20 protein-coding genes are annotated in these 24,603 nt (G+C 69.0%); 15 read left to right on the forward strand and 5 right to left on the reverse strand.

Annotation, left to right across the window (positions count from 1 at the left end; all coding sequences use genetic code 11):
• The first annotated feature begins 4 nt into the window (after positions 1–4).
• The 11 genes from DTS01S_RS12750 (at position 5) to DTS01S_RS12800 (ending at position 12,786) form a co-directional block, all read left to right on the forward strand.
• Entirely contained in the window at positions 5–877 is an 873-nt protein-coding gene (locus DTS01S_RS12750) for a branched-chain amino acid ABC transporter permease (RefSeq protein WP_012206619.1), read from the forward strand.
• A 130-nt stretch (positions 878–1,007) separates the two neighbouring features.
• Positions 1,008–2,054, forward strand: a complete 1,047-nt coding sequence (locus DTS01S_RS12755; protein ID WP_061287856.1) for a branched-chain amino acid ABC transporter permease — start codon at positions 1,008–1,010, stop codon at positions 2,052–2,054.
• Between the two features lie 29 nt (positions 2,055–2,083).
• On the forward strand, positions 2,084–2,962 hold the full coding sequence (locus DTS01S_RS12760) for an enoyl-CoA hydratase-related protein (RefSeq protein WP_061287835.1): 879 nt from the start codon (positions 2,084–2,086) through the stop codon (positions 2,960–2,962).
• 143 nt (positions 2,963–3,105) lie between these two features.
• Positions 3,106–4,332, forward strand: coding sequence for an ABC transporter substrate-binding protein (locus tag DTS01S_RS12765; protein WP_016451392.1), 1,227 nt, complete (start codon positions 3,106–3,108; stop codon positions 4,330–4,332).
• Between the two features lie 34 nt (positions 4,333–4,366).
• Positions 4,367–6,019 (forward strand): long-chain-fatty-acid--CoA ligase, encoded by a 1,653-nt coding sequence (locus tag DTS01S_RS12770; RefSeq protein ID WP_061287836.1) that lies wholly within the window; start codon positions 4,367–4,369, stop codon positions 6,017–6,019.
• 134 nt (positions 6,020–6,153) lie between these two features.
• The gene (locus DTS01S_RS12775) at positions 6,154–7,236 is read left to right on the forward strand and encodes a CaiB/BaiF CoA transferase family protein (protein ID WP_012206624.1); all 1,083 of its coding nucleotides are present in this window, start codon (positions 6,154–6,156) and stop codon (positions 7,234–7,236) included.
• Between the two features lie 9 nt (positions 7,237–7,245).
• Entirely contained in the window at positions 7,246–8,808 is a 1,563-nt protein-coding gene (locus tag DTS01S_RS12780; protein ID WP_061287837.1) for a long-chain-fatty-acid--CoA ligase, read from the forward strand.
• A gap of 25 nt (positions 8,809–8,833) precedes the next feature.
• The gene (locus tag DTS01S_RS12785; RefSeq protein WP_047218395.1) at positions 8,834–9,982 is read left to right on the forward strand and encodes an acyl-CoA dehydrogenase family protein; all 1,149 of its coding nucleotides are present in this window, start codon (positions 8,834–8,836) and stop codon (positions 9,980–9,982) included.
• A 77-nt stretch (positions 9,983–10,059) separates the two neighbouring features.
• Positions 10,060–10,950: an SDR family oxidoreductase gene (locus DTS01S_RS12790; protein ID WP_034363614.1), complete on the forward strand. Its 891-nt coding sequence runs from the start codon at positions 10,060–10,062 to the stop codon at positions 10,948–10,950.
• A 17-nt stretch (positions 10,951–10,967) separates the two neighbouring features.
• A complete protein-coding gene (locus DTS01S_RS12795; protein ID WP_046241661.1) occupies positions 10,968–11,780 on the forward strand; it encodes a crotonase/enoyl-CoA hydratase family protein in 813 nt (270 codons plus the stop codon).
• A 259-nt stretch (positions 11,781–12,039) separates the two neighbouring features.
• Complete coding sequence (locus DTS01S_RS12800; protein WP_061287857.1) at positions 12,040–12,786, forward strand: 3'-5' exonuclease; 747 nt, start codon at positions 12,040–12,042, stop codon at positions 12,784–12,786.
• On the opposite strand, the gene DTS01S_RS12805 is transcribed toward DTS01S_RS12800, so the two are convergent.
• Entirely contained in the window at positions 12,783–13,841 is a 1,059-nt protein-coding gene (locus tag DTS01S_RS12805) for a GGDEF domain-containing protein (protein ID WP_227472559.1), read from the reverse strand. The two genes, DTS01S_RS12800 and DTS01S_RS12805, sit on opposite strands and share 4 nt — an antisense overlap.
• A 434-nt stretch (positions 13,842–14,275) precedes the next feature.
• On the opposite strand from DTS01S_RS12805, the gene DTS01S_RS12810 reads away from it, so the two are divergent.
• Positions 14,276–15,565 carry an O-acetylhomoserine aminocarboxypropyltransferase/cysteine synthase family protein gene (locus tag DTS01S_RS12810; protein WP_061287838.1) on the forward strand — a complete coding sequence of 430 codons (1,290 nt, stop codon included), beginning with the start codon at positions 14,276–14,278 and terminating at the stop codon, positions 15,563–15,565.
• 7 nt (positions 15,566–15,572) lie between these two features.
• Here DTS01S_RS12810 and DTS01S_RS12815 read toward each other — a convergent pair whose 3' ends face one another.
• The 4 genes from DTS01S_RS12815 to DTS01S_RS12830 form a co-directional block, all read right to left on the reverse strand.
• On the reverse strand, positions 15,573–16,637 hold the full coding sequence (locus DTS01S_RS12815; RefSeq protein ID WP_016449203.1) for a hypothetical protein: 1,065 nt from the start codon (positions 16,635–16,637) through the stop codon (positions 15,573–15,575).
• A gap of 86 nt (positions 16,638–16,723) precedes the next feature.
• A complete protein-coding gene (gene egtB, locus DTS01S_RS12820; RefSeq protein WP_061287839.1) occupies positions 16,724–18,034 on the reverse strand; it encodes an ergothioneine biosynthesis protein EgtB in 1,311 nt (436 codons plus the stop codon).
• Positions 18,021–19,079, reverse strand: a complete 1,059-nt coding sequence (egtD, locus tag DTS01S_RS12825) for an L-histidine N(alpha)-methyltransferase (protein ID WP_046241879.1) — start codon at positions 19,077–19,079, stop codon at positions 18,021–18,023. The genes egtB and egtD overlap by 14 nt, the downstream gene beginning before the upstream one ends.
• A 362-nt stretch (positions 19,080–19,441) precedes the next feature.
• The gene (locus DTS01S_RS12830) at positions 19,442–20,056 is read right to left on the reverse strand and encodes an OmpW/AlkL family protein (RefSeq protein WP_016449200.1); all 615 of its coding nucleotides are present in this window, start codon (positions 20,054–20,056) and stop codon (positions 19,442–19,444) included.
• A gap of 230 nt (positions 20,057–20,286) precedes the next feature.
• On the opposite strand from DTS01S_RS12830, the gene DTS01S_RS12835 reads away from it, so the two are divergent.
• The 3 genes from DTS01S_RS12835 (at position 20,287) to DTS01S_RS12845 (ending at position 24,411) form a co-directional block, all read left to right on the forward strand.
• Entirely contained in the window at positions 20,287–20,802 is a 516-nt protein-coding gene (locus DTS01S_RS12835; RefSeq protein WP_016449199.1) for a sigma-70 family RNA polymerase sigma factor, read from the forward strand.
• Positions 20,799–21,836, forward strand: a complete 1,038-nt coding sequence (locus tag DTS01S_RS12840; RefSeq protein WP_061287840.1) for a FecR family protein — start codon at positions 20,799–20,801, stop codon at positions 21,834–21,836. Before DTS01S_RS12835 ends, DTS01S_RS12840 begins: the two co-directional genes overlap by 4 nt.
• A gap of 103 nt (positions 21,837–21,939) precedes the next feature.
• Complete coding sequence (locus tag DTS01S_RS12845) at positions 21,940–24,411, forward strand: TonB-dependent siderophore receptor (protein ID WP_061287841.1); 2,472 nt, start codon at positions 21,940–21,942, stop codon at positions 24,409–24,411.
• Positions 24,412–24,603 lie beyond the last annotated feature (192 nt).

Genomic DNA, 24,603 nt, shown 5'->3' on the forward strand with positions numbered 1-24,603 from the left:
TGCCATGGACGCCTTCATCCACCAGTTGCTGGCCGGCCTGGCCACGGGCGGCATCTACGCCACCGTGGCGCTGGCCCTGGTCATGATCTACCAGGCCACGCACCACATCAATTTCGCGCAGGGCGAGATGGCCATGTTCTCCACCTTCATCGCCTGGGCGCTGCTGCAGGCGGGGCTGCCGTACTGGTGGGCCTTCCTGGCCACGGTGGCGCTGTCCTTCGTGCTGGGCGCGGCGGTGGAGTTCGCCATCATCCGCCCCATGCACAAGGCGGCGGACCTGGCCCAGGTGGTGGTCTTCATCGGCCTGCTGATCGTCTTCCACAGCCTGGCCGGCTGGATCTTCGGCTACACCATCAAGGAGTTCCCCAGCCCGTTCCCGGCCGACGCCTGGTACGGCAGCGCCCTGATGTCGGCCCATGAGGTGGGCACCATCTTCGTGGCCCTGGCCATCGTGGCCCTGCTGTTTGCCTTCTTCCGGCTCACGCCGCTGGGGCTGGCCATGCGCGCAGCCGCGCAGAACCCGGCCTCCTCGCGCCTGGTGGGCATCTCCGTGGGACGCATGCTGATGCTGGGCTGGGGCCTGGCCGGCGCCATCGGCGCGGTGGCCGGGATGATGGTGGCGCCCGTGGTCTTCCTCGATCCGCACATGATGAGCGGCGTGCTGCTGTATGCCTTTGCGGGCGCGCTGCTGGGCGGCATCGACAGCCCCGCGGGCGCCGTGCTGGGCGGCTTCATCGTGGGCGTGCTTGAAAACCTGGTGGGCAGCTACGTGGTCGGCACCGAACTCAAGCTCTCGGTGGCCCTGGTGCTGATCGTGGGCGTGCTCATCGTGCGGCCGGCCGGGCTGATGGGCCGCAAGGTCGTCAGGAGGGTTTGAACAATGTCCCCCCTGAGCGGCTACGCCGCTTCCCGTTGCACGGCGCCCCCTCTCTCGCTACGCGGGAGGGGGACGACACCCTCGCTTTTGGGCCACGCCAGTTTTGTGCCAAACGCCCTGGAGAACAATGATGTCCACACGATCCGCCTCCTCGTCTGACGCGCTGGTCGCCTCCACCAGCGCGCGCCGCCCCCTGCCCCTCGGAACGGTACTGATCGCGGCGCTGGCGCTGGCGGCCTGCTCGCTGGTCTTCGTGGCCAAGGGCTACCAGTTGTTCCAGGCCACCATGGTGCTGGCCTATGCCGTGGCCCTGGTGGGGCTGAACATTCTCACGGGCTACAGCGGCCAGATCTCGCTGGGCCATGGCGCCTTCTTCGCCATAGGCGCCTATGCGGCCGGCATCCTGATGGACCGCGCAGGCCTGGCCTACTGGCTGGCCGTGCCTGCAGCGGGCCTGGTGAGCCTGGCGGCGGGCTACCTGTTCGGGCGGCCCGCGCTCAGGCTGGAAGGGCTGTACCTGGCGCTGGCCACCTTTGCGCTGGGCGTGGCCATGCCCCAACTGCTCAAGTACCGCCACCTGGAGGCCTGGACCGGCGGCGTGGGCGGCATCGTGCTGACCAAGCCCGAGGCGCCCTGGGGCCTGCCGCTGGATGCCGACCAGTGGTTCTACCTCTATGCATTGGCCGTGGCGGCCCTGCTGTTCTGGATGGCGCGCAACCTCATAGACAGCGGCAGCGGCCTGGCGCTGCGCGCCATCCGCGACCACGCCATGGCGGCCGAGGCCATGGGCGTGGACAACGCGCACTGCAAGTCCATGGCCTTTGCGATTTCGGCCGGCTACACGGGCGTGGGCGGCGCGCTGTCGGCCATTGCCGTGCAGTTCGTGGCGCCCGACTCCTTCACCATGTTCCTGTCGATCTCGCTGCTGGTGGGCGTGGTGGTGGGTGGTGTGGGAACGCTGTGGGGCGCGCTGTTCGGCGCCCTGTTCATCATGTTCATCCCGGGGCTGGCCGAGCAGGTGTCCAAGGCCGCGCCCTGGGCCGTCTACGGCACCGTGCTCATCGTCTTCATGTTCGCCATGCCCGGCGGCGTGATGGGCCTGCTGCACCGACTGGGCCGACCGGGCCGGCCGGGCCGGCCGGGCCGGCGCCTGCCCCGGCAGCGGCCGCGCACCTGACTTTCCATCCCCACCCACAGGAGTCCCCCATGAATTCCAGTCCGGCCGTCCGCATGGAACGCCACGGCACAAACGGCGACAACGGCAACAACGGCGAGATCGCCCTCATCGTCCTCCAGGACAGCGCCCGCATGAATCCGCTGGGCAGGCCCTTGCAGCTGCGGCTGCGCGAACTGCTGGCCGAGGTGCGCGAGGACACCTCCCTACGCGCCCTGGTGCTCACCGCCGAGGGCCGGGGCTTTTGCGTGGGCGCGGACCTGTCGTCCATGGGTGGCGCACAAGGCGGGGCACAAGGTGGGGCACAAGGCGGGGCCCAGGCCGATGGCCGCACGCTGGGCGAGCAGACGGCCGACAACATGCAGCAGCTGTCCAACCGCCTCATCCTGGACCTGCAGCAGTTGCCCGTGCCCGTGGTCTGCGCCATCAACGGCGCGGCAGCCGGGGCCGGCGTGGGCCTGGCCCTGGCCGGCGACGTGGCGCTGGCGGCGCGCTCGGCCTACTTCTACCTGCCTTTCCTGCCGCGCCTGGGCATCGTGCCGGACCTGGGCACCACCTGGTTCATCGAGCGCCGGCTGGGCCGTGCGCGCGCCCTGGGCCTGTCCCTGCTGGGCGACAGGCTGGGCGCGCAGCAGGCCGCCGACTGGGGCCTGGTCTGGGCCTGCGTGGACGACGAGGCCCTGCGCGAGCAGGCCCTGGCCACGGCCGCCCGCCTGGCGCGGCTGCCGGCCGGTGCCGTGCTGGAAGCCCGCCGCGCGCTGGACCACGCAGCCGCTTCCACGCTGGAGCAGCAGCTTCACTACGAGGCTGAACGCCAGCGCGAGCTGGTGGGCGCGCCGGCCTTCATGGAAGGCGTGCAGGCCTTCATGCAAAAGCGCGAGCCCGTGTTCGCGCCCCGCCAGCCGGGCTAAGCGCCACACCTTCCCGACGCACCTTGCTGCGCCCGCACATGCATTCGTCGGAATCGACGATGGGCGCGCTCCGGGCCGGTTCCTACCATGGACCGGCCAACACAAGAAAAGCGGGCACGGCGCCCGCAAGCCAGGAGACCACCATGCGCAACCCCTTCGCCCGCGGCCCCCGGGCCCTGATCGCCTGCCTGGCGCTGGTCCTGCCGGCCGTCACCCCGGTGCCAGCCCAGGCCCAGACCCAGACCCAGACCCAGAAGAAGTACGACACCGGCGCCAGCGACACCGAGATCCGCATCGGCAACTTCGTGCCCTACTCAGGTCCCGTGTCGGCCTATGGAACCATAGGCAAGACCCATGCGGCCTACTTCGCCAAGATCAACGCCGAGGGCGGCATCAACGGCCGCAAGATCACCTACCTCTCGGCCGACGACGCCTACAACCCCGCCCAGAGCGTGGAGCAGACGCGCAAGTTGGTCGAGCGCGACGGCGTGCTGCTGATGTTCGGCGCGCTGGGCACCTCGCACAACCAGGCCGTGCATCGCTACATGAACCAGCGCAAGGTGCCCCAGCTGTTCGTCTCCACGGGCGCCACGCGCTGGGGCGATCCGAAGAACTTCCCCTGGACCATGGGCTGGCAGCCCACCTACCAGCTCGAAGGCCGCACCTTCGCCCAGCACATCCTGGCCACGCGGCCCCAGGCCAAGGTGGCCGTCCTGATGCAGAACGACGACTTCGGCAAGGACTACCTCAAGGGCGTGCTCGACGGATTCGGCGAGCAGGCCAAGCAGCGCATCGTCGTGCAGCAGACCTACGAGGTCGGCGACCCCACGGTGGACAGCCAGATGGTGGCGCTCAAGGGCTCGGGGGCGGACACCTTCATCAACATCAGCACGCCCAAGTTCGCGGCCCAGTCCATACGCAAGGCCGCCGACATCGGCTGGAAGCCTGCGCACTACCTGGTCAGCGTCTCGCTGTCCATCAGCTCGGTGCTCAAGCCCGCGGGCCTGGACAACGCGCGCGGCGTGATGACGGCCAGCTACCTGCGCGAGCCCTCGGACCCCACCAACCAGGGCACGCCCGAGCTGGCCGGCTACCTGGCCTTCATGAAGCAGTTCTACCCGGCCGGCGACCCCAACGATTCGCTCAACGTCATCGGCTACTCCCAGGCCCAGACCCTGGTGCAGGTGCTCAGGCAGGCCGGCGACGAGCTCACGCGCGCCAACATCATGAAGCAGGCCGCCAGCCTGAAGATGGACCTGCCCATGCTCTACCCGGGCATCAGCCTGCAGACCGGTGCGGACGATTTCTTCCCCATCAAGAAGATGCAGCTCGTGCGCTTCGACGGCAGCCGCTACGCGCCCGTGCAATGACCCCGGCGTTCAGGACAACGACAGGAGACACCCCATGCCCGCCTTGCAAGGACTGATGCAGGACCGCCCGCTCATGATCTCGTCGCTGATCGAGCATGCGGCGCGCTTTCATCCGCACACCGAGATCGTCTCGCGCCTGCCGGAAACCCGGGACGGTGGCCTGCACCGCACCGACTGGGCCGGCATGCGCCGCGCCTCCTGCCAGGTGGCCAACGCCCTGCAGTCGCTGGGCGTGCAGCCTGGCGAACGCGTGGGCACGCTGGCCTGGAACAGCTGGCGCCATCTGGCGCTGTACTTCGGCGTCTCGGGCAGCGGCGCGGTGCTGCACACCATCAACCCGCGCCTGTTTCCCGAGCAGATCGAATACATCGCCAACCATGCCGAGGACCGGGTGCTGTTCTTCGACGTGACCTTCGCGCCGCTGGTGGAAAAGCTCGCACCGCATCTGAAGACCGTCACCACCTATGTCTGCATGAGTTCGCGCGAGCACATGCCCGCGCTGGACCTGCCCGACCTGCACTGCTGGGACGAGCTGGTGGGCAACCAGAGCGAGGACTTCGAGTGGCCCGAGTTCGACGAGCGCACGGCCTCCTCGCTGTGCTACACCTCGGGCACCACGGGCCACCCCAAGGGCGTGCTGTACTCGCACCGCTCCACCGTGCTGCACACGCTGATGGAGCTGGCGCCCGACACCTTCGGCCTGAACGCGCGCGAGACCGTGATGCTCATCGTGCCCATGTTCCATGCCAACGCCTGGGGCACGCCCTATGCGGCGGCCATGGCCGGCGCACGGCTGGTGCTGCCCGGCCCCCACCTGGACGGCCAGAGCGTCTACGAGCTCATGCGCGACGAGAAGGTCACCTTCTCGCAGGGCGTGCCCACCGTGTGGCTGATGCTGTTCCAGTACCTGGATGCGCATCCCGACATCGACCCGCGCGCGCTGGGCGTCAAGAGCATTGGCATCGGCGGCGCGGCCGTGCCGCGCGCCATGCTGGAGCGCTTCGAGAACCAGTTCGGCGCCCAGGTCGTGCAGGGATGGGGCATGACCGAGACCAGCCCCATCGGCGTGGTCAGCAAGCTGCTGCCCCGGCACGACGCGCTGTCGGGCGAGGAACTGGTCAAGGTCAAGCTCAAGCAGGGGCGCGGCGTCTGGGGCGTGGACCTCAAGATCGTGGACGACGACGGCCGGCCCCAGCCCTGGGACGGCCAGGCCCGGGGACACCTGCGCGTGCGCGGCCCCTGGATCGCCAGCGGCTACTTCAAGGGCGAAGGCGGCTCGCCCGTCGATGAGGAAGGCTTCTTCACCACGGGCGACGTGGCCACCATCGATGCCGACGGCTTCCTGCAGCTGGTGGACCGCGCCAAGGACGTGATCAAGTCGGGCGGCGAGTGGATTTCCTCCATCGACGTGGAGAACGCCGCCATGGGCCATCCCGGCGTGGCCGAGGCCGCCATCATCGGCGTGGCCCATCCCAAGTGGCAGGAGCGGCCGCTGCTGCTGGTGGTGCCGCGCGCAGGCCACAGCGTCAGCCGCGAGTCCATGCTCGATTTCCTGTCCACGCGCATCGCCAAATGGTGGCTGCCCGACGATGTGCTGCAGGTGGCCGAGCTGCCGCACACGGCCACGGGAAAACTGCTAAAGACCAAGCTGCGCGAGCAGTACAGGAATTACCCCCTGAGCCGCTGAGCGGCTTCCCCCAATGGGGGACGACACCTTCGGTGCGGGGCGGCCCTTCCTCGGTGTCTCTCGCTTGGACAACGCCAGTTCCATAGCGCTCTGCTCTATGGTTCATTGAAGAAAAGAGAACAAAGGAGACCTCCATGCCAGGACCGCTTGAAGGCGTGCGCGTGGTCGAGTTCGCGGGCCTGGGCCCGGGGCCGTTCTGCGCCATGCTGCTGGCCGACATGGGTGCCGAGGTGCTGCGCATCGCGCGGCCCGGCACGCCGGTCGATGCACAGGACATCACCACGCGCAGCCGCAGCCAGGTCGAGATCGACCTGCGCGGCGAGGAAGGCCAGGCCTCGGCCCTGGCGCTGATCGCACGCGCCGATCTGCTGATCGAGGGCTTTCGGCCCGGCGTGATGGAGCGCCTGGGCCTGGGGCCCGAGCCCTGCCTGGCGCGCAACCCGCGCCTGGTCTACGGCCGCATGACGGGCTGGGGCCAGCACGGGCCGCTGGCGCATGCGGCGGGGCATGACATCAACTACATCGCCATCTCCGGCGCCCTGCACGCCATCGGCCGCGCGGGCGAGGCGCCCGTGCCGCCGCTCAACTACGTGGGCGACTTCGGCGGCGGCGGCATGCTGCTGGCCGTGGGCCTGCTGGCCGCACTGCACGAGGCCGGGCGCAGCGGCCGGGGCCAGGTCATCGACGCGGCCATGACCGATGGCACGGCCCTGCTGTCGGCCTTCATGTACGGCTTCAAGGCCAAGGGCCAGTGGAGCAACCAGCGCGGAGAGAACCTGCTGGACGGCGGCGCGCACTTCTATGACACCTATGCCTGCGCCGACGGCAAATACATCGCCATAGGCGCCATCGAGCCGCAGTTCTACGCCGAGCTGCGCCAGCGCTGCGGCATACAGGACCCGCTGTTCGACGCGCAACTGGACGCCGCACGCTGGCCCCTGCTCAAGCTGCGCCTGGCCGACGTGTTCCGCACGCGCACGCGCCAGCAATGGTGCGAGCTGCTGGAAGGCAGCGATGCCTGCTTCGCGCCCGTGCTCGACTGGGACGAGGCGCCCCAGCACGCCCACAACCGCGCGCGCGCCACGTTCACCGAGGCCGGCGGCGTGCTCCAGCCCGCGCCGGCGCCGCGCTTTTCGCGCAGCGTGCCCGAGCAGCCCCGCCCCCCGCGCGCCGCCAGCCTGCAGGACACGCTGGCCGCCTGGAATGCCCGCTCCTGAGGAAACCCCATGCCCATGTATCTCACCCAGGCCATCCACAAGGGCCGCCGCGAAAGGGCCGGCGCCACGGCAGCCATCTGCGGCGCAGAGCAGGCCAGCTGGTCGCAGCTTGCGCAGCGCATCGAACGCTGCGCCGGCCTGCTGCGGGCGCTGGACGTGGCGCCCGGCGACCGCGTCGGCATGATGGGCCTGAACTCCATCCGCTACCTTGAATACTTCTATGGCTGCTGGTGGGCAGGCGCCGCGGTCAACCCCGTCAACATCCGCTGGAGCGCGCACGAGGTGGCCTACTCGCTGGACGACTGCGACACGCGCGTGCTCTTCGTGGACGATGCCTTCGCGCCCCTGGTGCCCCGGCTGCGCGAGCTGTCCTCCAGCCTGCGCACCGTGGTGTTCTGCGGCACGGGCGCCGCGCCCGAAGGCGCGCTGCACTACGAGCAATTGCTGGCCGCCGCCACGCCCTGCGCCGACGCGCTGCGCAGCGGCAACGACCTGGCCGCCGTGATGTATACGGGCGGCACCACGGGCCGGCCCAAGGGGGTGATGCTCAGCCACGACAACCTGTTCATCAACGCCCTGTCCAATGCCAGCAACGTGCCGCGCCAGCATGTGAAGGTGGGCATGGTGGTCACGCCCATGTTCCATGTGGCCGGCTGCGGCCTGGCCCTGCTCATGGCCCAGCGCCTGGTACCCCAGGTCATCGTGCCGGCCTTCGACGAGCTGGCCATCCTGGACGGCATTCAGCAGCACGGCGTGAACGAGCTGTTCCTGGTGCCCACCATGATCCGCCGGCTGATCGAGCATCCGCGCCTGGCCGAGTTCGACCTGTCCAGCCTGCGCCTCATGCTCTATGGCGCGGCGCCCATCGATGCCACCTTGCTGGAGCGCGCCATGCAGCTACTGCCCGGCGCCGACTTCGCCCAGGCCTACGGCATGACCGAGCTGTCGCCTACCATCGTGTCCATGGGCCCGCCCGAGCACCGTCCCGGCCCGCAGCGCGAGCGCCTGCTGCGCGCGGCCGGCCGGCCCGTGACCATTGCCGAGGTGCGCATCGTCGATGGCGAGGGCCGCGAGCTGCCTGCCGGCGAGGTGGGCGAGATCACGGCACGCGGCCCCATGGTCATGCAGGGCTACTGGAACAGGCCCGCCGAGACGGCCGCCGCGCTCAAGGACGGCTGGATGCACACGGGCGACATGGGCCGGCTGGATGCCGACGGCTACCTCTTCGTCGTGGACCGGCTCAAGGACATGATCGTCAGCGGCGGCGAGAACGTGTACTCGGCCGAGGTCGAGAACGCCATCGCCCAGCTGCCCCAGGTCGCCATGTGCGCCGTCATCGGCGTGCCCGACGAACGCTGGGGCGAGCGCGTGCACGCCGTGATCGTCGCGCGCGAGGGCCAGCCGCTGACCGAGGCCGAGGTCATCGCCCACTGCCGCGAACGCATCGCGGGCTACAAGTGCCCACGCTCGGTGGAGTTCCGCAGCGAGCTGCCGCTGTCGGCCGCCGGCAAGCTGCAGAAATTCCAGCTGCGCGAGCCCTACTGGCAGGGCCGTGAACGCCGCATCAACTGAACCCCTCAATCCACCGGTCCAAGCCATGCCACTGCAACTGACACGCTCCTGGAGCACCCCCGAACTGGAAAGCCTGCGCGCCACCGCCGTGCGCTTTCTGGAAACCGAAATGCAGCCGCAGGACGAGGCCGCACGCCAGCGCGGCAACGTGGGCCATGCCATCTGGCGCCGCGCCGGCGAGCTGGGCCTGCTGTGCACCGACATCCCCGAGGACTACGGCGGCGGCGGCGGCGACTTCCGCCACGAGGCCGTGATCCACGAGGAGATGGCGCGCCGCGCCCTCTCGGGCATGAGCAACTCCGTGCATTCCATCGTGGCCCACTACCTGCTCAACCACGGCACCGAGGCGCAAAAGCGCAAGTACCTGCCCGCCATGGCGCGCGGCGAACTGGTGGGCGCCATCGCCATGACCGAGCCCGGCGCGGGTTCGGACCTGCAGGGCGTGCGCACGCGCGCAGAACTCAGGGACGGCCGCTACCGCATCAACGGCAGCAAGACCTTCATCACCAACGGCCTGCTGGCCGGCCTGATCCTCGTGGTCTGCAAGACCGACCCGGCCCAGGGCGCGCGCGGCACCTCCATCCTCATCGTGGAGACCCGGGACTGCGCGGGCTTTCGCGTGGGCCGCGTGCTCGACAAGATGGGCATGAAGGCCCAGGACACCTCGGAGCTGTTCTTCGACGACGTGACCGTGCCGCAGGACGCGCTGCTGGGCGGGCGCGAAGGCCAGGGCTTCTACCAGCTCATGGGCGACCTGCCCTACGAACGCCTGATCATCGGCCTGGCCGCCCTGGCCTGCATGGAAGGCGCCTATGAGGCCACGCTGGCCTACGTGCGCGAGCGCCGCGCCTTCGGCCAGGCCATTGCCGACATGCAGAACACCCGGTTCAAGCTCGCCGAGGTGGCCACCACGCTGACCGTGGGCCGCGCCTTCATCGACCGCTGCGTGGAGCAGTTGGTGGCCGGCACGCTGGACACGGCCACGGCCTCCATGGCCAAGCTGTGGGGCTCGGAAGCGCAGGGCCGCGTGCTCGACGAACTCGTGCAACTGCATGGTGGCTACGGCTACATGAACGAATACATGGTCACGCGCATGTACGCCGATGCGCGCGTGCAGCGCATCTACGGCGGCACCAGCGAAATCATGAAGGAAGTGATCTCGCGCGCGCTCTGACGCTCCGATCCCCTGGCGGTGCCAAGCGCTGCCGCAGTCCCCCTATCCCTTCCCCGGCAGCACAGGAGACAGCAGCCATGACCCTCGACGACCTCATCTACAAGCCCGGCCTGCTCCAGGGCGAACGCATCCTCGTCACCGGCGGCGGCACCGGCCTGGGCCGGGTCATGGCCGAGGCGTTTCTCATGCTGGGCGCCGACATCCACCTGTGCGGCCGGCGCGGCGCCGTGGTCGAGCAGACAGCGCAGGAGCTGATGCAGCAGCACGGCGGCCGGGCCACGGGCCATGCCTGCGACGTGCGCCAGCCCGAGGCCGTGGAGCAGATGATCGAGGCCATCTGGGCCGACGGCGGCGCGCTCACGGGCCTGGTCAACAACGCGGCCGGCAACTTCGTGAGCCGCACCGAGGACCTGTCCATGCGCGCCTTCGACGCCGTGGCCAACATCGTCATGCGCGGCAGCTTCAACCTCACGCTGGAGTGCGGCCGCCGCTGGCTGGCCGAGGGCCGCAAGGCCAGCGTGCTGTCCATCCTCACCACCTGGGTCTGGAACGGCTCGGCCTTCACCGTGCCCTCGGCCATGGCCAAGTCGGGCGTGCATGCCATGACGCAGTCGCTGGCCGTGGAATGGGGCAACCGGGGCATACGCTTCAACGCCATCGCGCCAGGCCTGTTTCCCACCGAAGGCATGAGCGCGCGGCTGAACCCGCAGGGCGGCGAGCATGTGCGCGCCGACAACCCCATGGGCCGCAACGGCCGCATGCCCGAGCTGGCCAACCTGGCCGTCTTCCTCATGAGCCGCCAGGCCGAGTACCTGACGGGACAGACCATCGCCATAGACGGCGGACAATACCAGGCGACGGGCGGCAACTTCGCCGGGCTGGCCAGCTGGAGCGACCAGGACTGGGCGAATGCGCGCAGCGCCATCGAATCGCGCAACGCAGCAGACCGCCAGCAAAGAACCGCATAGACACAAGGAGACAAGCCATGAGCCAAGAACGCGTGCGCATATCGGTGGACCACGGCGTGGCCGAGGTGACCCTGGCCCGGCCCGACAAGATGAATGCGCTGGACCCCGCCATGTTCGACGCCCTGATCGACGCATTGGCGCGGCTGCGGGACACGTCCGGGTTGCGCGCCGTGGTGCTGCATGGCGAGGGGCGCGCCTTCTGCGCGGGCCTGGACATGGGCAGCATGGCCGGCATTGCCGACGGCCAGCAGACGGCAGACATGACGGACCTGGCCGCGCGCACGCACGGCATTGCCAACCGCTTCCAGCAGATCTGCTGGGGCTGGCGCGAACTGCCCGTGCCCGTGATCGCCGCCGTGCACGGCGTGGCCTACGGCGGCGGCCTGCAGCTGGCGCTGGGCGCGGACATCCGCCTGGTGGCCGAGGATGCGCGGCTGTCCATCATGGAAATCAAGTGGGGACTGGTGCCCGACATGGCCGGCTGCGCGCTGGCCGCGCCGCTGGTGCGCGGCGACGTGCTGCGCGAGCTGGTCTACACGGGCCGCATCGTGCCCGGCCCCGAGGCCGTGGCCCTGGGCCTGGCCACGCGCGTGAGTTCCGCGCCGCTGGAGGAAGCGCGCCATCTGGCCCGCCAGATCGCGGCCAGCAGCCCGCACGCCATGCGTGCGTCCAAGCGCCTGATGCAGCTCAGCGAAACGGCATCGCCCCAGGACATCCTGCTGGCCGAGGCGCGCGAGCAGCAGGCCCTGCTGGGCAGCGCCAACCAGGCCGAAGCCGTGCGCGCAGGCCTGGAAAAACGGGCCCCGGTGTTCAGCGACCAAGGCCTTTAGACACCTCTTGAAACAACCACCGGACCCTGCCCACGGGTCCGGCGCGGCCATCCGTAATTACCCTTAATCGACGCCCTTTCGCCACTGCGCTGATTTTTTAGGCATTCCGTGGAAAGCCTTGCAGGGCGCGGATTCGGCAAGTTACACCCGGAGTTTTCCACAACTCCGTCCACATGCATCGGGGATAAAAACCCGGGGCCGAAGGGACATGCAGGAGCAGGCATACTTGACGGCTCGCCTCGGCCTCCCCCCCTTTCCCATGCCCCGCCTGCACGCCCCCAGCAAGGAAGACAGCCGCCTGCTGCCGCCTTTTTCCGCCCTGCCGGAACGCTGCATCCACGTGCCCGCCACCGACGCCGAATTCGCGGCCGCCCGCGCCGCGCTGATGGCCGCGCCCGTGCTCGGCTTCGATACCGAGAGCAAGCCTCTTTTCCACGCCAGCCAGACCGACACCGGCCCCCATGTGGTGCAACTGTCCACCTGCGACCAGGCCTGGCTGCTGCAGCTGCACCATACGCAGGCACGCGCGCTTGCGGCCGACGTGATGGCCAGCGAGGCCATCTGCAAGGCCGGCTTCGGGCTGGACCATGACCGCAGCGCGCTGCCCGCGCGCCTGGGCGTGGCGCTGAACAACGTGATCGACCTGGACCGCGTGTTCAAGCGCCATGGCTACGCCAGCTCGGTAGGCGTGCGCGCGGCCGTGGCCCTGGTGCTGGGGCAGAACTTCCAAAAGTCCAAGAAGATCTCCACCTCCAACTGGGCTGCACCGCAACTGAGCCTGGCCCAGCGCCACTATGCGGCCAACGACGCCCACGGCGCCGCCATGGTGCATGCCGCGCTGCCGGGCTGGGAGCTGCGCCAGCCGGCACCGGCCCAGCGGCCTTCCAGGCCTGCGCTTGAACCGCGCGGGCCGCGCGAGTCCAGCGCCCCGCAGACGCCGCAGACAACGCGTCCGCCCCGCACTGCTCGCCTGCTGCAGGCTGCGGTCGCGCCGGCCAAGTCCTAGAGCGTTTCTTCTTCCTTCACCAGCCGCACCCGGTCCCGGCCTGCGCGCTTGGCCTCGTAGAGCATGGCGTCGGCACGCGCGAGCGCCTGCTCCAGCGTCTGGCCCGGCGCCATCCAGGCCACGCCGAAGCTGGCGGTGATGCGCACCTCGTCGGGCAGCCCGCTGAAGCCCATCAGGCGCAGCTGGGTCTGTATGCGCCGGGTGATCGACTGCACGGCCAGCGGGTCCGCACGCGGCAGCAAGGCCACGAACTCTTCCCCGCCAAAGCGGGCCACCAGGTCCTGCTGGCGCGTGCTGCGCAGCAGCAGTCGCGCAAAGCGCTGCAGCACTTCGTCACCGGCCGCGTGGCCCCAGCCGTCGTTGACCCGCTTGAAATGGTCCAGATCACAGACCAGCACGGCGGCTGAAAGCTGAGGGTGCTCGGCCCGCCGGCGCTGCACCTCCTCCTTGAAGGCGCGCCGGTTCAGAAGCCCTGTCAGCGGATCGCGGTCGCGCTCCTCATGCAGCTCCTGCACGGTGTCGCGCACCGCCGCCGCCAGGAACACAATGGCGAACAGCAGGCCGAACACCAGCAGGCTCAGCTGCTTCGCCAGGCACGCGGAAGAAACGCCCAGCCATTCACTGGCCGCGTCGGCCGGTGGCGAGGCGCCAGGCGGTGTCAGCCACAGCGCACGAACGAAAAAGCTCAGCGCAAAGACCACGAACACCCCCAGCAGCAGCCGGTCCCAGTCCGTACCGGGATGCCTGCGCGGCAAACGCCACAGCGGCAGGGCCAGTTGCAGTCCCAGGCCGAAATTGAGCACATGCTGGCGCGCCTGCGCATCGGGAACGACCCAGGCGTAGTAGCCCAGCACCGCCAACACTGCACTGCCAAAGACAGCCGCCAGCGGCGCATCCGGTCGCACGCCCTGGCGCATGGCCATGGCCTCGGTGATGAACCAGGCCGCACACAGCTGCAGCGCGGCCGTGGCCAGCGCATTGACGGGCACGGCCGCAGGCCGCTCCAGGACCTGCAGCAGCAGCGCCAGGCTGAATCCGGTGAAGGCGAGGGACATGCTGCGCAATTCGCGCCGGGCACGCAGATGCCGCCAGCAGACATAGAAACAGCCGGCCAGCAGCGAGGTGCACAAAGGCACCGCCAGCGCCAGAAAATGTCTTGCTGTCAACGTCACCATCAACTCCCGAATGGAGTCTAGCGATCAGGTCACGTTACAACACGTTGTTAACAAAAATACACATTCACTCACGATCCTGGCAAAGCCAGGCCGGACATATCTGCGCGCGGCAGAGGAGCAACCGGTCTGCGGCGTATATGTTCGTAACCAACGCATCGTTGGGCACCGGAGGCCGGCACGCCACAATGCCAACCGTCCTCCGCTTGTAAAACCTCAGGACTTACTCAAACAGGATGCGGGACGCGCCGCTGCCCATGGCAAATGGCCCGCCCCTGCCCTTCTTGCGTAAGCCGTCACCAGAAAGGCAATCTTCCATGCGCATCGAAACCCTGGCCGTCCACGCCGGCTACTCGCCCGACCCCACCACCAAGTCGGCCGCCGTGCCCATCTACCAGACCGTGGCCTATGCCTTCGACAGTGCCCAGCATGGCGCCGACCTGTTCGACCTCAAGGTGGCCGGCAACATCTACACGCGCATCATGAACCCCACCACCGACGTGCTGGAAAAGCGCGTCGCGGCGCTGGAAGGCGGCATTGCCGCCGTGGCCGTGGCCTCGGGCATGGCAGCCATCACCTATGCCATCCAGGCCATCGCGGAGGCAGGCGACAACATCGTCTCGGCCAGCACGCTCTACGGCGGCACCTACAACCTGTTCGCCCACACTTTCCCGCAGCAGGGCATCACGGTGCGCTTTGCCGATCCGCGCGACCCGGCCAGCTTCGCCCAGCACATCGACGAAAAGACCAAGGCCATCTTCATCGAGTCCATCGGCAACCCGCTGGGCAATGTCACCGACATCCGCGCCCTGGCCGACGTGGCCCACGCCCATGGCGTGCCGCTGATCGTGGACAACACCGTGCCCAGCCCCTACCTGCTGCGCCCCATCGAGCATGGCGCCGACATCGTGGTGCACTCGCTGACCAAGTACCTGGGCGGCCACGGCAACAGCGTGGGCGGCGCCGTCGTGGACAGCGGCAAGTTCCCCTGGGCCGAGCACAAGGCCCGCTTCAAGCGCCTGAACGAGCCCGATGTCAGCTACCACGGCGTGGTCTACACCGAGGCCCTGGGCGAGGCAGCCTACATCGGCCGCGTGCGCGTGGTGCCGCTGCGCAATACCGGCGCCGCACTGTCGCCGCACAACGCCTTCCTGATCCTGCAAGGCATAGAGACGCTGGCCCTGCGCATGGACCGCATCTGCGAGAACACCCAGAAGATCGCCGAGACGCTGCAAACGCATCCCAAGATCGAATGGGTGCGCTACGCCGGCCTGCAGGACCATCCCGACCACGCCCTGGTGAAGAAGCAGCTGGGCGGCCGCGCCTCGGGGATCCTGTCGTTCAGCCTCAGGAACGGCAGCGGCGACAGCGACACCCGCGCCGCCGGTGCGCGCTTCCTGGATGCGCTGCAGCTGTTCACGCGCCTGGTCAACATCGGCGACGCCAAGTCCCTGGCCACGCACCCGGCATCGACCACGCACCGCCAGCTCGACGCCGAGGAACTGGCCAAGGCCGGCGTCACCGAAGGCATGGTGCGCCTGTCCGTGGGCATTGAGCACATCAGCGACCTGCTGGCCGACCTGGAGCAGGCGCTGGACAAGGTCTGAGACGCCCTCAGCGCCTGCGCGAGCGCTCGCGCAGTTCCTGCGAGGAATAGAAGATCAGCGGGTCCGGCGTGCGCTGCGGATTGGCGCAGGGCTCGATGGCATGGCCGCGCGGCGGGGCGCAGCGGGCCAGGTCACGCAGCTGGGCCTGGGTTCGTTCGGCGTGGCGCGCGGCGGTCTCTCCTTCGGAGGGGCGGCTGCCGGGCACGATCAGGCGCAGCTCCATCTTGCGGATGGCCGGCTCCACGGCGTAGGTGCCCTGGAACTGCAGCACCACGCGGCGCTCGGGCAGGTCCACCGTGGCCAGCACGGCACGCATGGGCACGGGAATCATCGCTCCCGACTGGTAGCGCACCAGCACGAAGGGCGCAAAGGGCTTGGGCAGCTTCAGCGCCAGCGTCTGGCCCTTGCCGTTTCCATTGCCGTTACGCGCATCGGCACGCACGCGCAGCTGTCCGCCATCGGGCAGATAGCGGTCCAGCCTCCAGCCGGTGGCCACGCGCTGCGCGCCCACACAGGGCGCGTAGTAGTACTCGGTGGGGTCGGCATCCTTGCCCGTGTACAGCATCTGGGCGCCTTCATGCTCGGTCAGCGTCTTGATGGCCGCATCGGCGCCATCCGCCTGGGCGCCGACCAGCGTGCCGCCGCGCACGAACACGCCCGTATACGGGAACCAGGTGGTGCGCTGGTTGGCCACGGCGCCATAGGGCTTGCATTCGGTGGACATGCTCTGGTCCTGCATGTCGGCATGCGGGGCCACGGGCTCGCCGCCCTGGCCGCCGCCCTGGTCGGCCAGGGTCAGGCGGCCATCGGACTCGATGGTGAAGGTGGCCTTGGCCACCATGGAGTAGTAGCGACCGGCTGCGTCTTCGCCGATCAGCAGCAGGCTGGGCAGGGGCGTGAGATTGGCCACCTCGGGCTCGGCGCGCGGCGTGTCGGCCGGGGCCTGGGCAGGCACCTGGGGCCGGGGCTGCTCCTGTGGCTGGCTGGGCGCCGGAGCCTGGGGCGGCGCAGTGGCGCAGCCGGCAAGGACCAGGGACAGCGGCATGGCAAGAACAAGCGAACGCAACAACATGGAACTCCCTCGGATCATTGAGGCCGACGATGCTACTGCATGCACCGGCGGGCGGCGCAATGCATGGGGATGCGGCAGGGGCAGGCTCAAGCCGGATCCCGCGCCAGCCGCAGGCCGGTCATCTGCCAGCGCGCCTGCGTGGGAAAGAAATTGCGGTAGCTGGCGCGCGCATGGCCTGGCGGCGTGAGGCAGGAGCCGCCCCGCAGCACATACTGGTTGACCATGAACTTGCCGTTGTATTCACCCACGGCGCCCTCCGCGATCTGGAAGCCCGGGTAGGCGCCGTAGGCGGACTGGGTCCATTCCCAGACCTCGCCCAGCGCAAGGCTGCCGGGCTGCATGGCGCGCGGGTGCACGGGGCCGGGAGGCTCGTCGTGCTCGGGGCGCTGCCCCATGGGTGCGGCAAAGGCCGCCTCCCATTCCGCCTCGGTAGGCAAGCGCGCGCCGGCCCAGCGCGCATAGGCGTCGGCCTCGAAAAACGAGATGTGGCAGACGGGGCGGCGCCCGTCCAGCGCCAGCGCGCCATGCAGGCTGAACTCCTGCCACGTGCCGTCCGATGCGCCATCCAACGCGCCGCCTGCATTGCGCCGCCAGTACCAGGGATGCTCCAGTTGCTGCGCGCAGCGCCAGTCCCAGCCTTCGGCCAGCCACCACTGCGGCTGGGCATAGCCGCCGTCCTCGACGAAGCGCAGGAACTCGGCATTGCTCACGGGCCGCTGCGCGATCTCGCAGCCTTGCACAAACACCTCGTGGCGCGGGCGCTCGTTGTCGAACGCAAAGCCCTCGCCGCCATGGCCCACGGCATGCATGCCACGCGGCACGGTCTGCCACTGCAGCGGGGCAGGCGTTCCGTCTGCCGGCCCAGGCGCAGGCATGCCCTCTTCCTGCTCTCGATAGGCAGGCCACAGCGGGTGGCACGACAGCAGGTGCTTGATGTCGGTCAGCAGCAGTTCCTGGTGCTGCTGCTCATGCTGCAGGCCCAGCTCCAGCAACGCGGCCAGACGCGCAGGCGGCTGCGTGCCCCAGTCCTCGAACATCTGCAGCATGCGCTGGTCCACCGCCTCGCGGTAGGCCAGCACCCGCGCCAGCGAGGGCCGGGTCAGCAGCCCGCGCTGGGCACGCGGATGCCGCGCACCCACCTGCTGGTAGTAGGAGTTGAACAGCACGCGGAAGTCGGGATCGAAGGGCGGCACGCCGGGCGCGTGCTCGGCCAGGACAAAGGTCTCGAAGAACCAGGTGGTATGCGCCAGATGCCATTTGGCAGGGCTGGCATCGGGCATGGACTGTACGCAGGCATCCTCGGCGGACAAGGGGGCGGCCAGCAGCACGGTGGTCTGGCGCACGGCCTCGTAGCGCTGCACCCAGCGGAAGACGGCGGGCATTTCACGCATGGGCATGGATCACGGCAAACCACTGGCGCTCATCGGTCCAGACCTGGCAGGCCCCGAAACCCGCACAGGCCAGCATGTCCAGGAAGTCGGGCAGCGGGTATTTGTAGCTGTTCTCGGTGTGTATGGTCTCGCCGGCCGCGAAGTGCCGCAGCCCCTGGGGCCAGCCCACGATCAGCGGGCGCCGCGCGCGCAGGTGCATTTCGATGCGCGAGTGCTCGGTGTTGAAGAAGGCCACATGTTCCCAGTCGCCCTCGTTGAAGTCACTGCCCAGCAGGTGGTTCACATGGCTGAGCAGGTTGAGGTTGAAGCGCGCCGTCACGCCCTGGGCATCGTCATAGGCAGGCTCCAGCCACTGTATGGGTTTGGGCAGGTCTATGCCGATCAGCAGCCCACCGTCGTCGCTGAGCAGGGCCCGCATCTGGCCCAGCATGCGCTGGGCCTGTTCAGGGTCGAAGTTGCCTATGGACGAGCCCGGGTAGAACAGCAGCCGGCCGGCCTGCGGGATATAGGGCGGCAGGGCCAGCGGCTCGGTGATGTCGGCCGTGACGGCATGGGCCTGCAGCTGCGGAAACTCCTCGGCCAGGCGCCGCACGGACTGGCGCAGGAAGGCGCCCGCAATGTCCACGCCCACGAAGTGCCGTGGACGCAGGCTGCGGCACAGGCCGCGCACCTTTTCGCAGTTGCCGGCACCCAGCTCGATCAGCACCTCGCTGCCGCGCAGGGCCTCGGCCATGGCCGGACCGGAGTCGGCCAGGATGGCAGCCTCGGTGCGCGTGGGGTAGTACTCGGGCAGCCGCGTGATCTGCTCGAACAGGTCGCAGCCGCGTGAGTCATAGAGAAACTTGGGCGAGACCCGGGCCTGCGGCTGCATCAGCCCGTGCTGCAATTCGGCCAGGGTTGCTCGCAGGGCGCTGTCTGCCAGCTCCGGCGCAGCCTCTCTCCTGCCACCTTCGGCCGGTGTGCGCGGGGCCGAAGGCAGGGGCAGGGGCACGCGCTGGGCGCGCGACGCCAATGGAGGGGAAGACACGGAATGATCGTGGGCATACAGCATGGTGGGGGCCTCGCGTTGTGCGCCGACCGCCTCAGCATGGTGAATGCCGCGCCCCCGCCTTGCAGCGGGGAGCGGTCGCCAAGGGGGCGGGCAGCCAGAATGAAGCCTGCAAACTGGCGTCCCGCCTCGCAAGGCGCGCGCCGACAGGCCGAGGCACCAGCCTAGGCGCCCGCCCCGGGCACGCGGGTAGGACAGTTTCCAGCGAGCGTGTCTTTTTCATGACCTGCAGATCTGGTGCGCTGCAGCATGCCGGACGAAAAAAATCCGGTATGCCGCGAACGGCATACCGGACCAAGTACCCATCCTTGCCTCACTACGCGCTGCCGGATGAAGCAGCGCGTGCCTCGCTCATGATCCGAAGATCAGAAGCGATAGCCCAGTCCCACGCCAACCAGCACGGGGTTCACCTTGAAGGTGCCCACCTTGGTGCCGCCAGCGCGCACGTCCGTCTCGATGAAGACCTTCTTCACGTCGAAATTCAGCGACCAGTTCTTGTCCAGCGCATAGTCGAAGCCGATCTGCAGCGCGCCGCCAAAACTGTTCTTCTTGATGGAGGGGTTCAGCGCGGCCTGCACGGCGGGATCGAAGTTCACGCTGGAAAAGCGCGTGAAGTTGACACCGGCGCCCACGTAGGGCTTGAACGCGCCGAAATTGGTGAAGTGGTATTGCGCCAGCAGCGTGGGCGGCAGGTGCTTGAGGCTGCCGATCTGACCCAGGCCGTTGGCACGCAGGTCATGCTTTTGCGGGTAGGTCAGCACCAGCTCGGCCGCGATGTTGGGCGTGAAGAAGTAGGACACGTCCAGTTCGGGCATCCACTTGTCATTGATCGACAGGCCCAGGCCCGTGCTGTCCTTGTTGACGCTGTCCAGGTGGACGGCGCGCACGCGCACCATCCAGGGGCCTTCGGCCTGCTGCGCAAAGGCGGCACCCGACGACAGGGCGCAAACGGCAGCAACGGCGAGCAGAGTTCTTTTCATGATGGAGAGTCTTGGAGTAGCCCGGGGCAAATCCCGTAGCTGTATTGCAGCAGGGGCAGGCAAGGCCGGTCTTGTCCTAGCTCAAATCCGAAGGTGGGCGCCGTCGCATGGCCGGATCGCGTTGGATGCATGCAACGCCATGCGCGGCAGGCCAGTTGCGGCCAGGCTGCAGCCATTGCTCAAATAGAATGCGAATCATTATCAAATCCGCTTTCCCAGGAACCCGCTCCATGGCCGCCGCGCCTTCGCACCCCGATATCGCCCTGCTCTACAGCGACCACCACGGCTGGCTGGTGGGCTGGCTCAGGCGCAGGCTGGGCAATCCCTGCGATGCGGCCGACCTGGCCCAGGACACCTTCATTCGCGTGCTGGGCAAGCCCCAGTCCCTGCATGGCGTGCGCGAGCCGCGCGCCTGGCTCACCACCATCGCCCACGGCCTGGTCGTGGACCACACACGCCGCGCCGCGCTGGAGCGCGCCTGCCTGGACGCCATCGCCAGCCTGCCCGAGCCGCTGGCGCCCTCGGCCGAGGAGCGCCATCTGCTGATCGAATCCCTGGTGCGCATGGACAACCTGCTGGCCGGCCTGCCGCCCAAGGCCCGCAGCGCCTTTCTGCTCTCCCGCCTGGAAGGCCTGAGCTACCCGGAAATCGCCCTGCAGCTGGGCGTGTGCCTGAGCTCCGTCGAGAAATACATGGCCACCGCCATACGCCACTGCCTTGCCCTGCGCAGGGAACTGACGGCGTGAGCACAGACCAGGCCCCCCAGGCGCTGGAACAGGCCATTGCCTGGGCCGTGCGGCTGGCCTCCGGCACGGCCACCGATGCCGACCGCGCCGCCTGCCAGGCATGGCGCAGCAGCCACGCCGCGCACGAACAGGCCTGGCAACAGGTCCAGGCTGTCGAGGCCCAGTTCGCCCTGCCCGCCGGCCAGGCGGGACTGGCCCACGGCGTGCTGCGGTCCGCCGGCCCAGGGCCGGCGCGAGGCCGGCGCGCAAGCCTGCAACGGCTGCTGTTCCTGGGCCCCGCTGCCCTGCTGCTGGGATCCATGGCTTGGCGCTGGGCTGCACCGCGCGAGCAGATCGCGCTGGAAACGGCCATTGGTGAGCGCCGCAGTACCCTGCTGGCCGACGGCAGCCGCCTGCACCTGGCACCGGACACGCTGGTGCAGGTGGATTTCACCTTGCTGCGCCGCGTGGTCCGCCTGGCACGCGGAGAGATCTTCATCGACACCGGCAGCGACCCGCGCTCCCTCGCAGGCCGACGCTCCTTCTGGGTGGAAACGCCGCTGGCCCGCTTCGAGGCCCTGGGCACCAGCTTCGGCGTGCGCCACGAAAAACACCCGGACACTGCCACGCGCCTGTACGTCACCGAGGGCCGCGTGGCCATCCATGTCAGGGCGCTGGACGGCACTGCGCCAGACCTCCTCGACGCCATCGTCGCCACCTCCGGCGAAACCCATGTGCTGCACGCCGGCCAGCACCGCCCTGTGCGCCTGCCCGACGAAGGCCTGGTGCCCGACGCATGGACCGACGGCGTACTGGTCGCCCGCCGCATGCGCCTGGACGCCTTCGTGACCGAGCTGTCACGCCAGAGCGGCATGCCCATGGAATGCGCCGACGACGTGGCTGCCCTGCGTGTTTCAGGCGTATTCCAGCTGGACGGGCCGGATCCGGCGGGCCTTGCGCTGGCCACCATTGCCCGCACGCTGCCTGTGCGTGTGGAGCGCGGACAAGGTGCAGCCAGCGGTGCCCGCAGCGCCAGGCGCCTGGTCAAAGCCTGATCCGGAATTTTTTTCAGGCAGCCATTACGGGTTTCACACCGCCCGTTCGGCATAGGAGCAAAGACATCGCTTTTTCCTTTGCCGCTTCTCAAGGACTGCCTCCATGCCCAGCCTGCCCAGCACCCGCCGCGCCGCCCATCCACCCTCGTGCACACGCCCCACGGCGGTGGCTGCACAGGCCTTGATGCTGGGCCTGTTGATCACGCTGGGCCTGCCCATGACCGCCCTGGCCCAGAGCCCGAGCTCCGCCCCGGATGCCAGATCCATCCGGTTCGACCTGCCGGCCGGTGAACTGGAGACCAGCCTGCACAGCCTCGCGCGCCAGGCAGGCATCACCCTCTCGTTCGATCCAGCCCTGGTCCAGGGCCGACATTCGGCGGCGCTGAGCGGCACGCGCGGCGTGCAAGAAGGACTTGCTGCCCTGCTCGCCCCGCACCAGCTGCAGGCCACGCGCACGGCCGAAGGCGGCTGGGCCGTGCACCGTGCGCGGCCCGGGGCCGCGGCCGAGCATGCACTGCCTACCGTGAACGTGCTGGCCGATGCCGAGCATGAAAGCGCCTGGGGCGCCGTGCCCGGCTACGCGCCACGCCGCAGCGCCTCGGCCATGAAGATGGATGTGCCGCTGCTGGAGACGCCGCAGCAGGTCAGCATCATCGGCGAGGCCCAGATCCGCGACCAGGCCATCTCCAGCGTGGCCGAAGCCGTGCGCTACAGCGCGGGCGTGCGTCCCATGGACTACGGCATCACCGATGACGACGTGGCCGTGCGCGGTTTCTATCTGACGGGCACGGGCCTGTACCGGGACGGCATGCGCATGGTCCACAACGGCTTCATGACCAACCTGGAGCCGTATGGACTGGAGCGGCTGGAAGTCGTGCACGGCCCGGCCTCGGTGCTGTACGGCCAGTCCGCGCCCGGCGGCCTGATCAATGCCGTCACCAAGCGCCCGCGCGCCGGCATGCAGCGCGAAGTGGGCGTGGAATTCGGCAGCCACGACCGGCGCCAGCTCACGGCCGACATCGGTGGCGCCATCAATGAACAGGGCACGGCGCTGGCACGGCTGACCGTGCTCAAGCGCGAATCGGGCACGCAGTGGAACGGCCTGCGCGCCGACCGCAGCTACATCGCCCCCTCCTTCACACTGCTGGGCGAGCGCACCAGCCTCACCGTGCTGGCGCAGTACCAGGAGGACGAAACCGGCTTCGTCATCCCCTACTACCGCCAGACGCCTGCGGGCTGGTCGGCCACGGACATCAACGTCAGCGGACCGGGATCTGGCCACCACAAGCGCAACGCCAGCGTGGGCTGGCTGCTGGAGCACCGGCTGAACGACCAGCTCACGCTGCGCAACAACCTGCGCTACCTGGATGGCCGCAACGACCGGCGCGAGATGCGCAACCGGGGCCTGACGGCCGACCAGCGCGGCATGGCACGCCTGGCCATGGTGCGGCCCGACGCCGAACAGACCTGGGTCATGGACACGCAGATCGAAGGCCGCCACCGGACGGGTGCCGTCTCGCACCAGTGGGCCGTGGGCTTCGACTACTACCGCTCCAGGCTCGACTGGCGCATCTACTCGCTCAACGGCGCCGTGGCGCCGCTGGACCTGGTCAACCCCATCCACATCGCGCCGAACTGGAATGACAACTACCTCAGCGACCGCGCGCTGGCACGCACGCACCAGGCGGGCCTGTACGTGCAGGACCAGATCAAGTTCGGCGAGCGCTGGGTGCTCAGCGCCGGCCTGCGCCGCGACAGCGCACGCATAGACACCGACTACGACGCGCGCGCCGCAGCCACCGCGCCCTTCGCCATCACCACCGTGCGCCGTACCGACAGCGCCGTCACCGGGCGGCTGGGCCTGATCTACCTGGCGCCCAGCGGCCTGGCGCCCTATGTGTCCTTCAACAACTCCTTCCAGCCGCCGCTGACCACGGTCACGGCCACCGACGCCAACGGCAGGCCCTACGAGCCCGAGACCGCGCGCCAGTTCGAGGCCGGCCTGCGCTACGCGCCGCCGTCGGCCGGCTACACGCTCAGCGCCGCCGTGTTCGACCTGCGCAAGCGCAATGTGCGCACGCCATCCACACTCAACCCGCGCTTCGACGTGCAGACCGGCGAAGTGCGCAACCGGGGGCTGGAGCTGCAGGCCCAGGGCGAGATCGGCGGCGGCTTCTCGGCCATTGCGGCCTATACCTACCTCGACTCCAGGGTCACGCGCAGCAACAACGCCATCGAGATCGGCGCGCGCCCCGGCGCCACGCCGCGCCATGCCGCATCGCTGTGGGGCAAGTACCAGCGCGGCGCCCTGGAGCTGGGCCTGGGCCTGCGCCACATCAGCGCCACGCCTGGCGAGCTGCCCATGGACGGCGTGAAGACCCCCATGAACGACGCCTACACGCTGTGGGACGCCATGGCCGCCTACACCACCGGCCCGTGGCGCTTCTCGGTCAACCTCAGCAACCTCACCGACAGGCAGTACCGCACGCAATGCAACACCTTCCGTGGCGGCGCGCAATTCTGCGCGCTGGGCTTCGGGCGCGAGGTGCGTGTGGCGGCGGCCTATCGGTTCTGAGTGCCGCCATTGCTGCCCGCCAGGGGGAGCAATGCAGGCCCCCGCTCTTGGAACAACGCCCGGCGGAGAGCAACAGACAGCCCACTCGGCATGCATCTGCAGCACGCTCGGTGCAGCCTGCATCCAGCACAGCGCATCGCGGACCTGCTCGTCTGGATCGGATGGCGTTGCACCGCCGCAGCTGCATTGGTT

The sequence above is a fragment of the Delftia tsuruhatensis NBRC 16741 genome (genome assembly GCF_001571325.1).
GTDB classification, from domain to species: Bacteria; Pseudomonadota; Gammaproteobacteria; order Burkholderiales; family Burkholderiaceae_C; genus Comamonas; species Comamonas tsuruhatensis.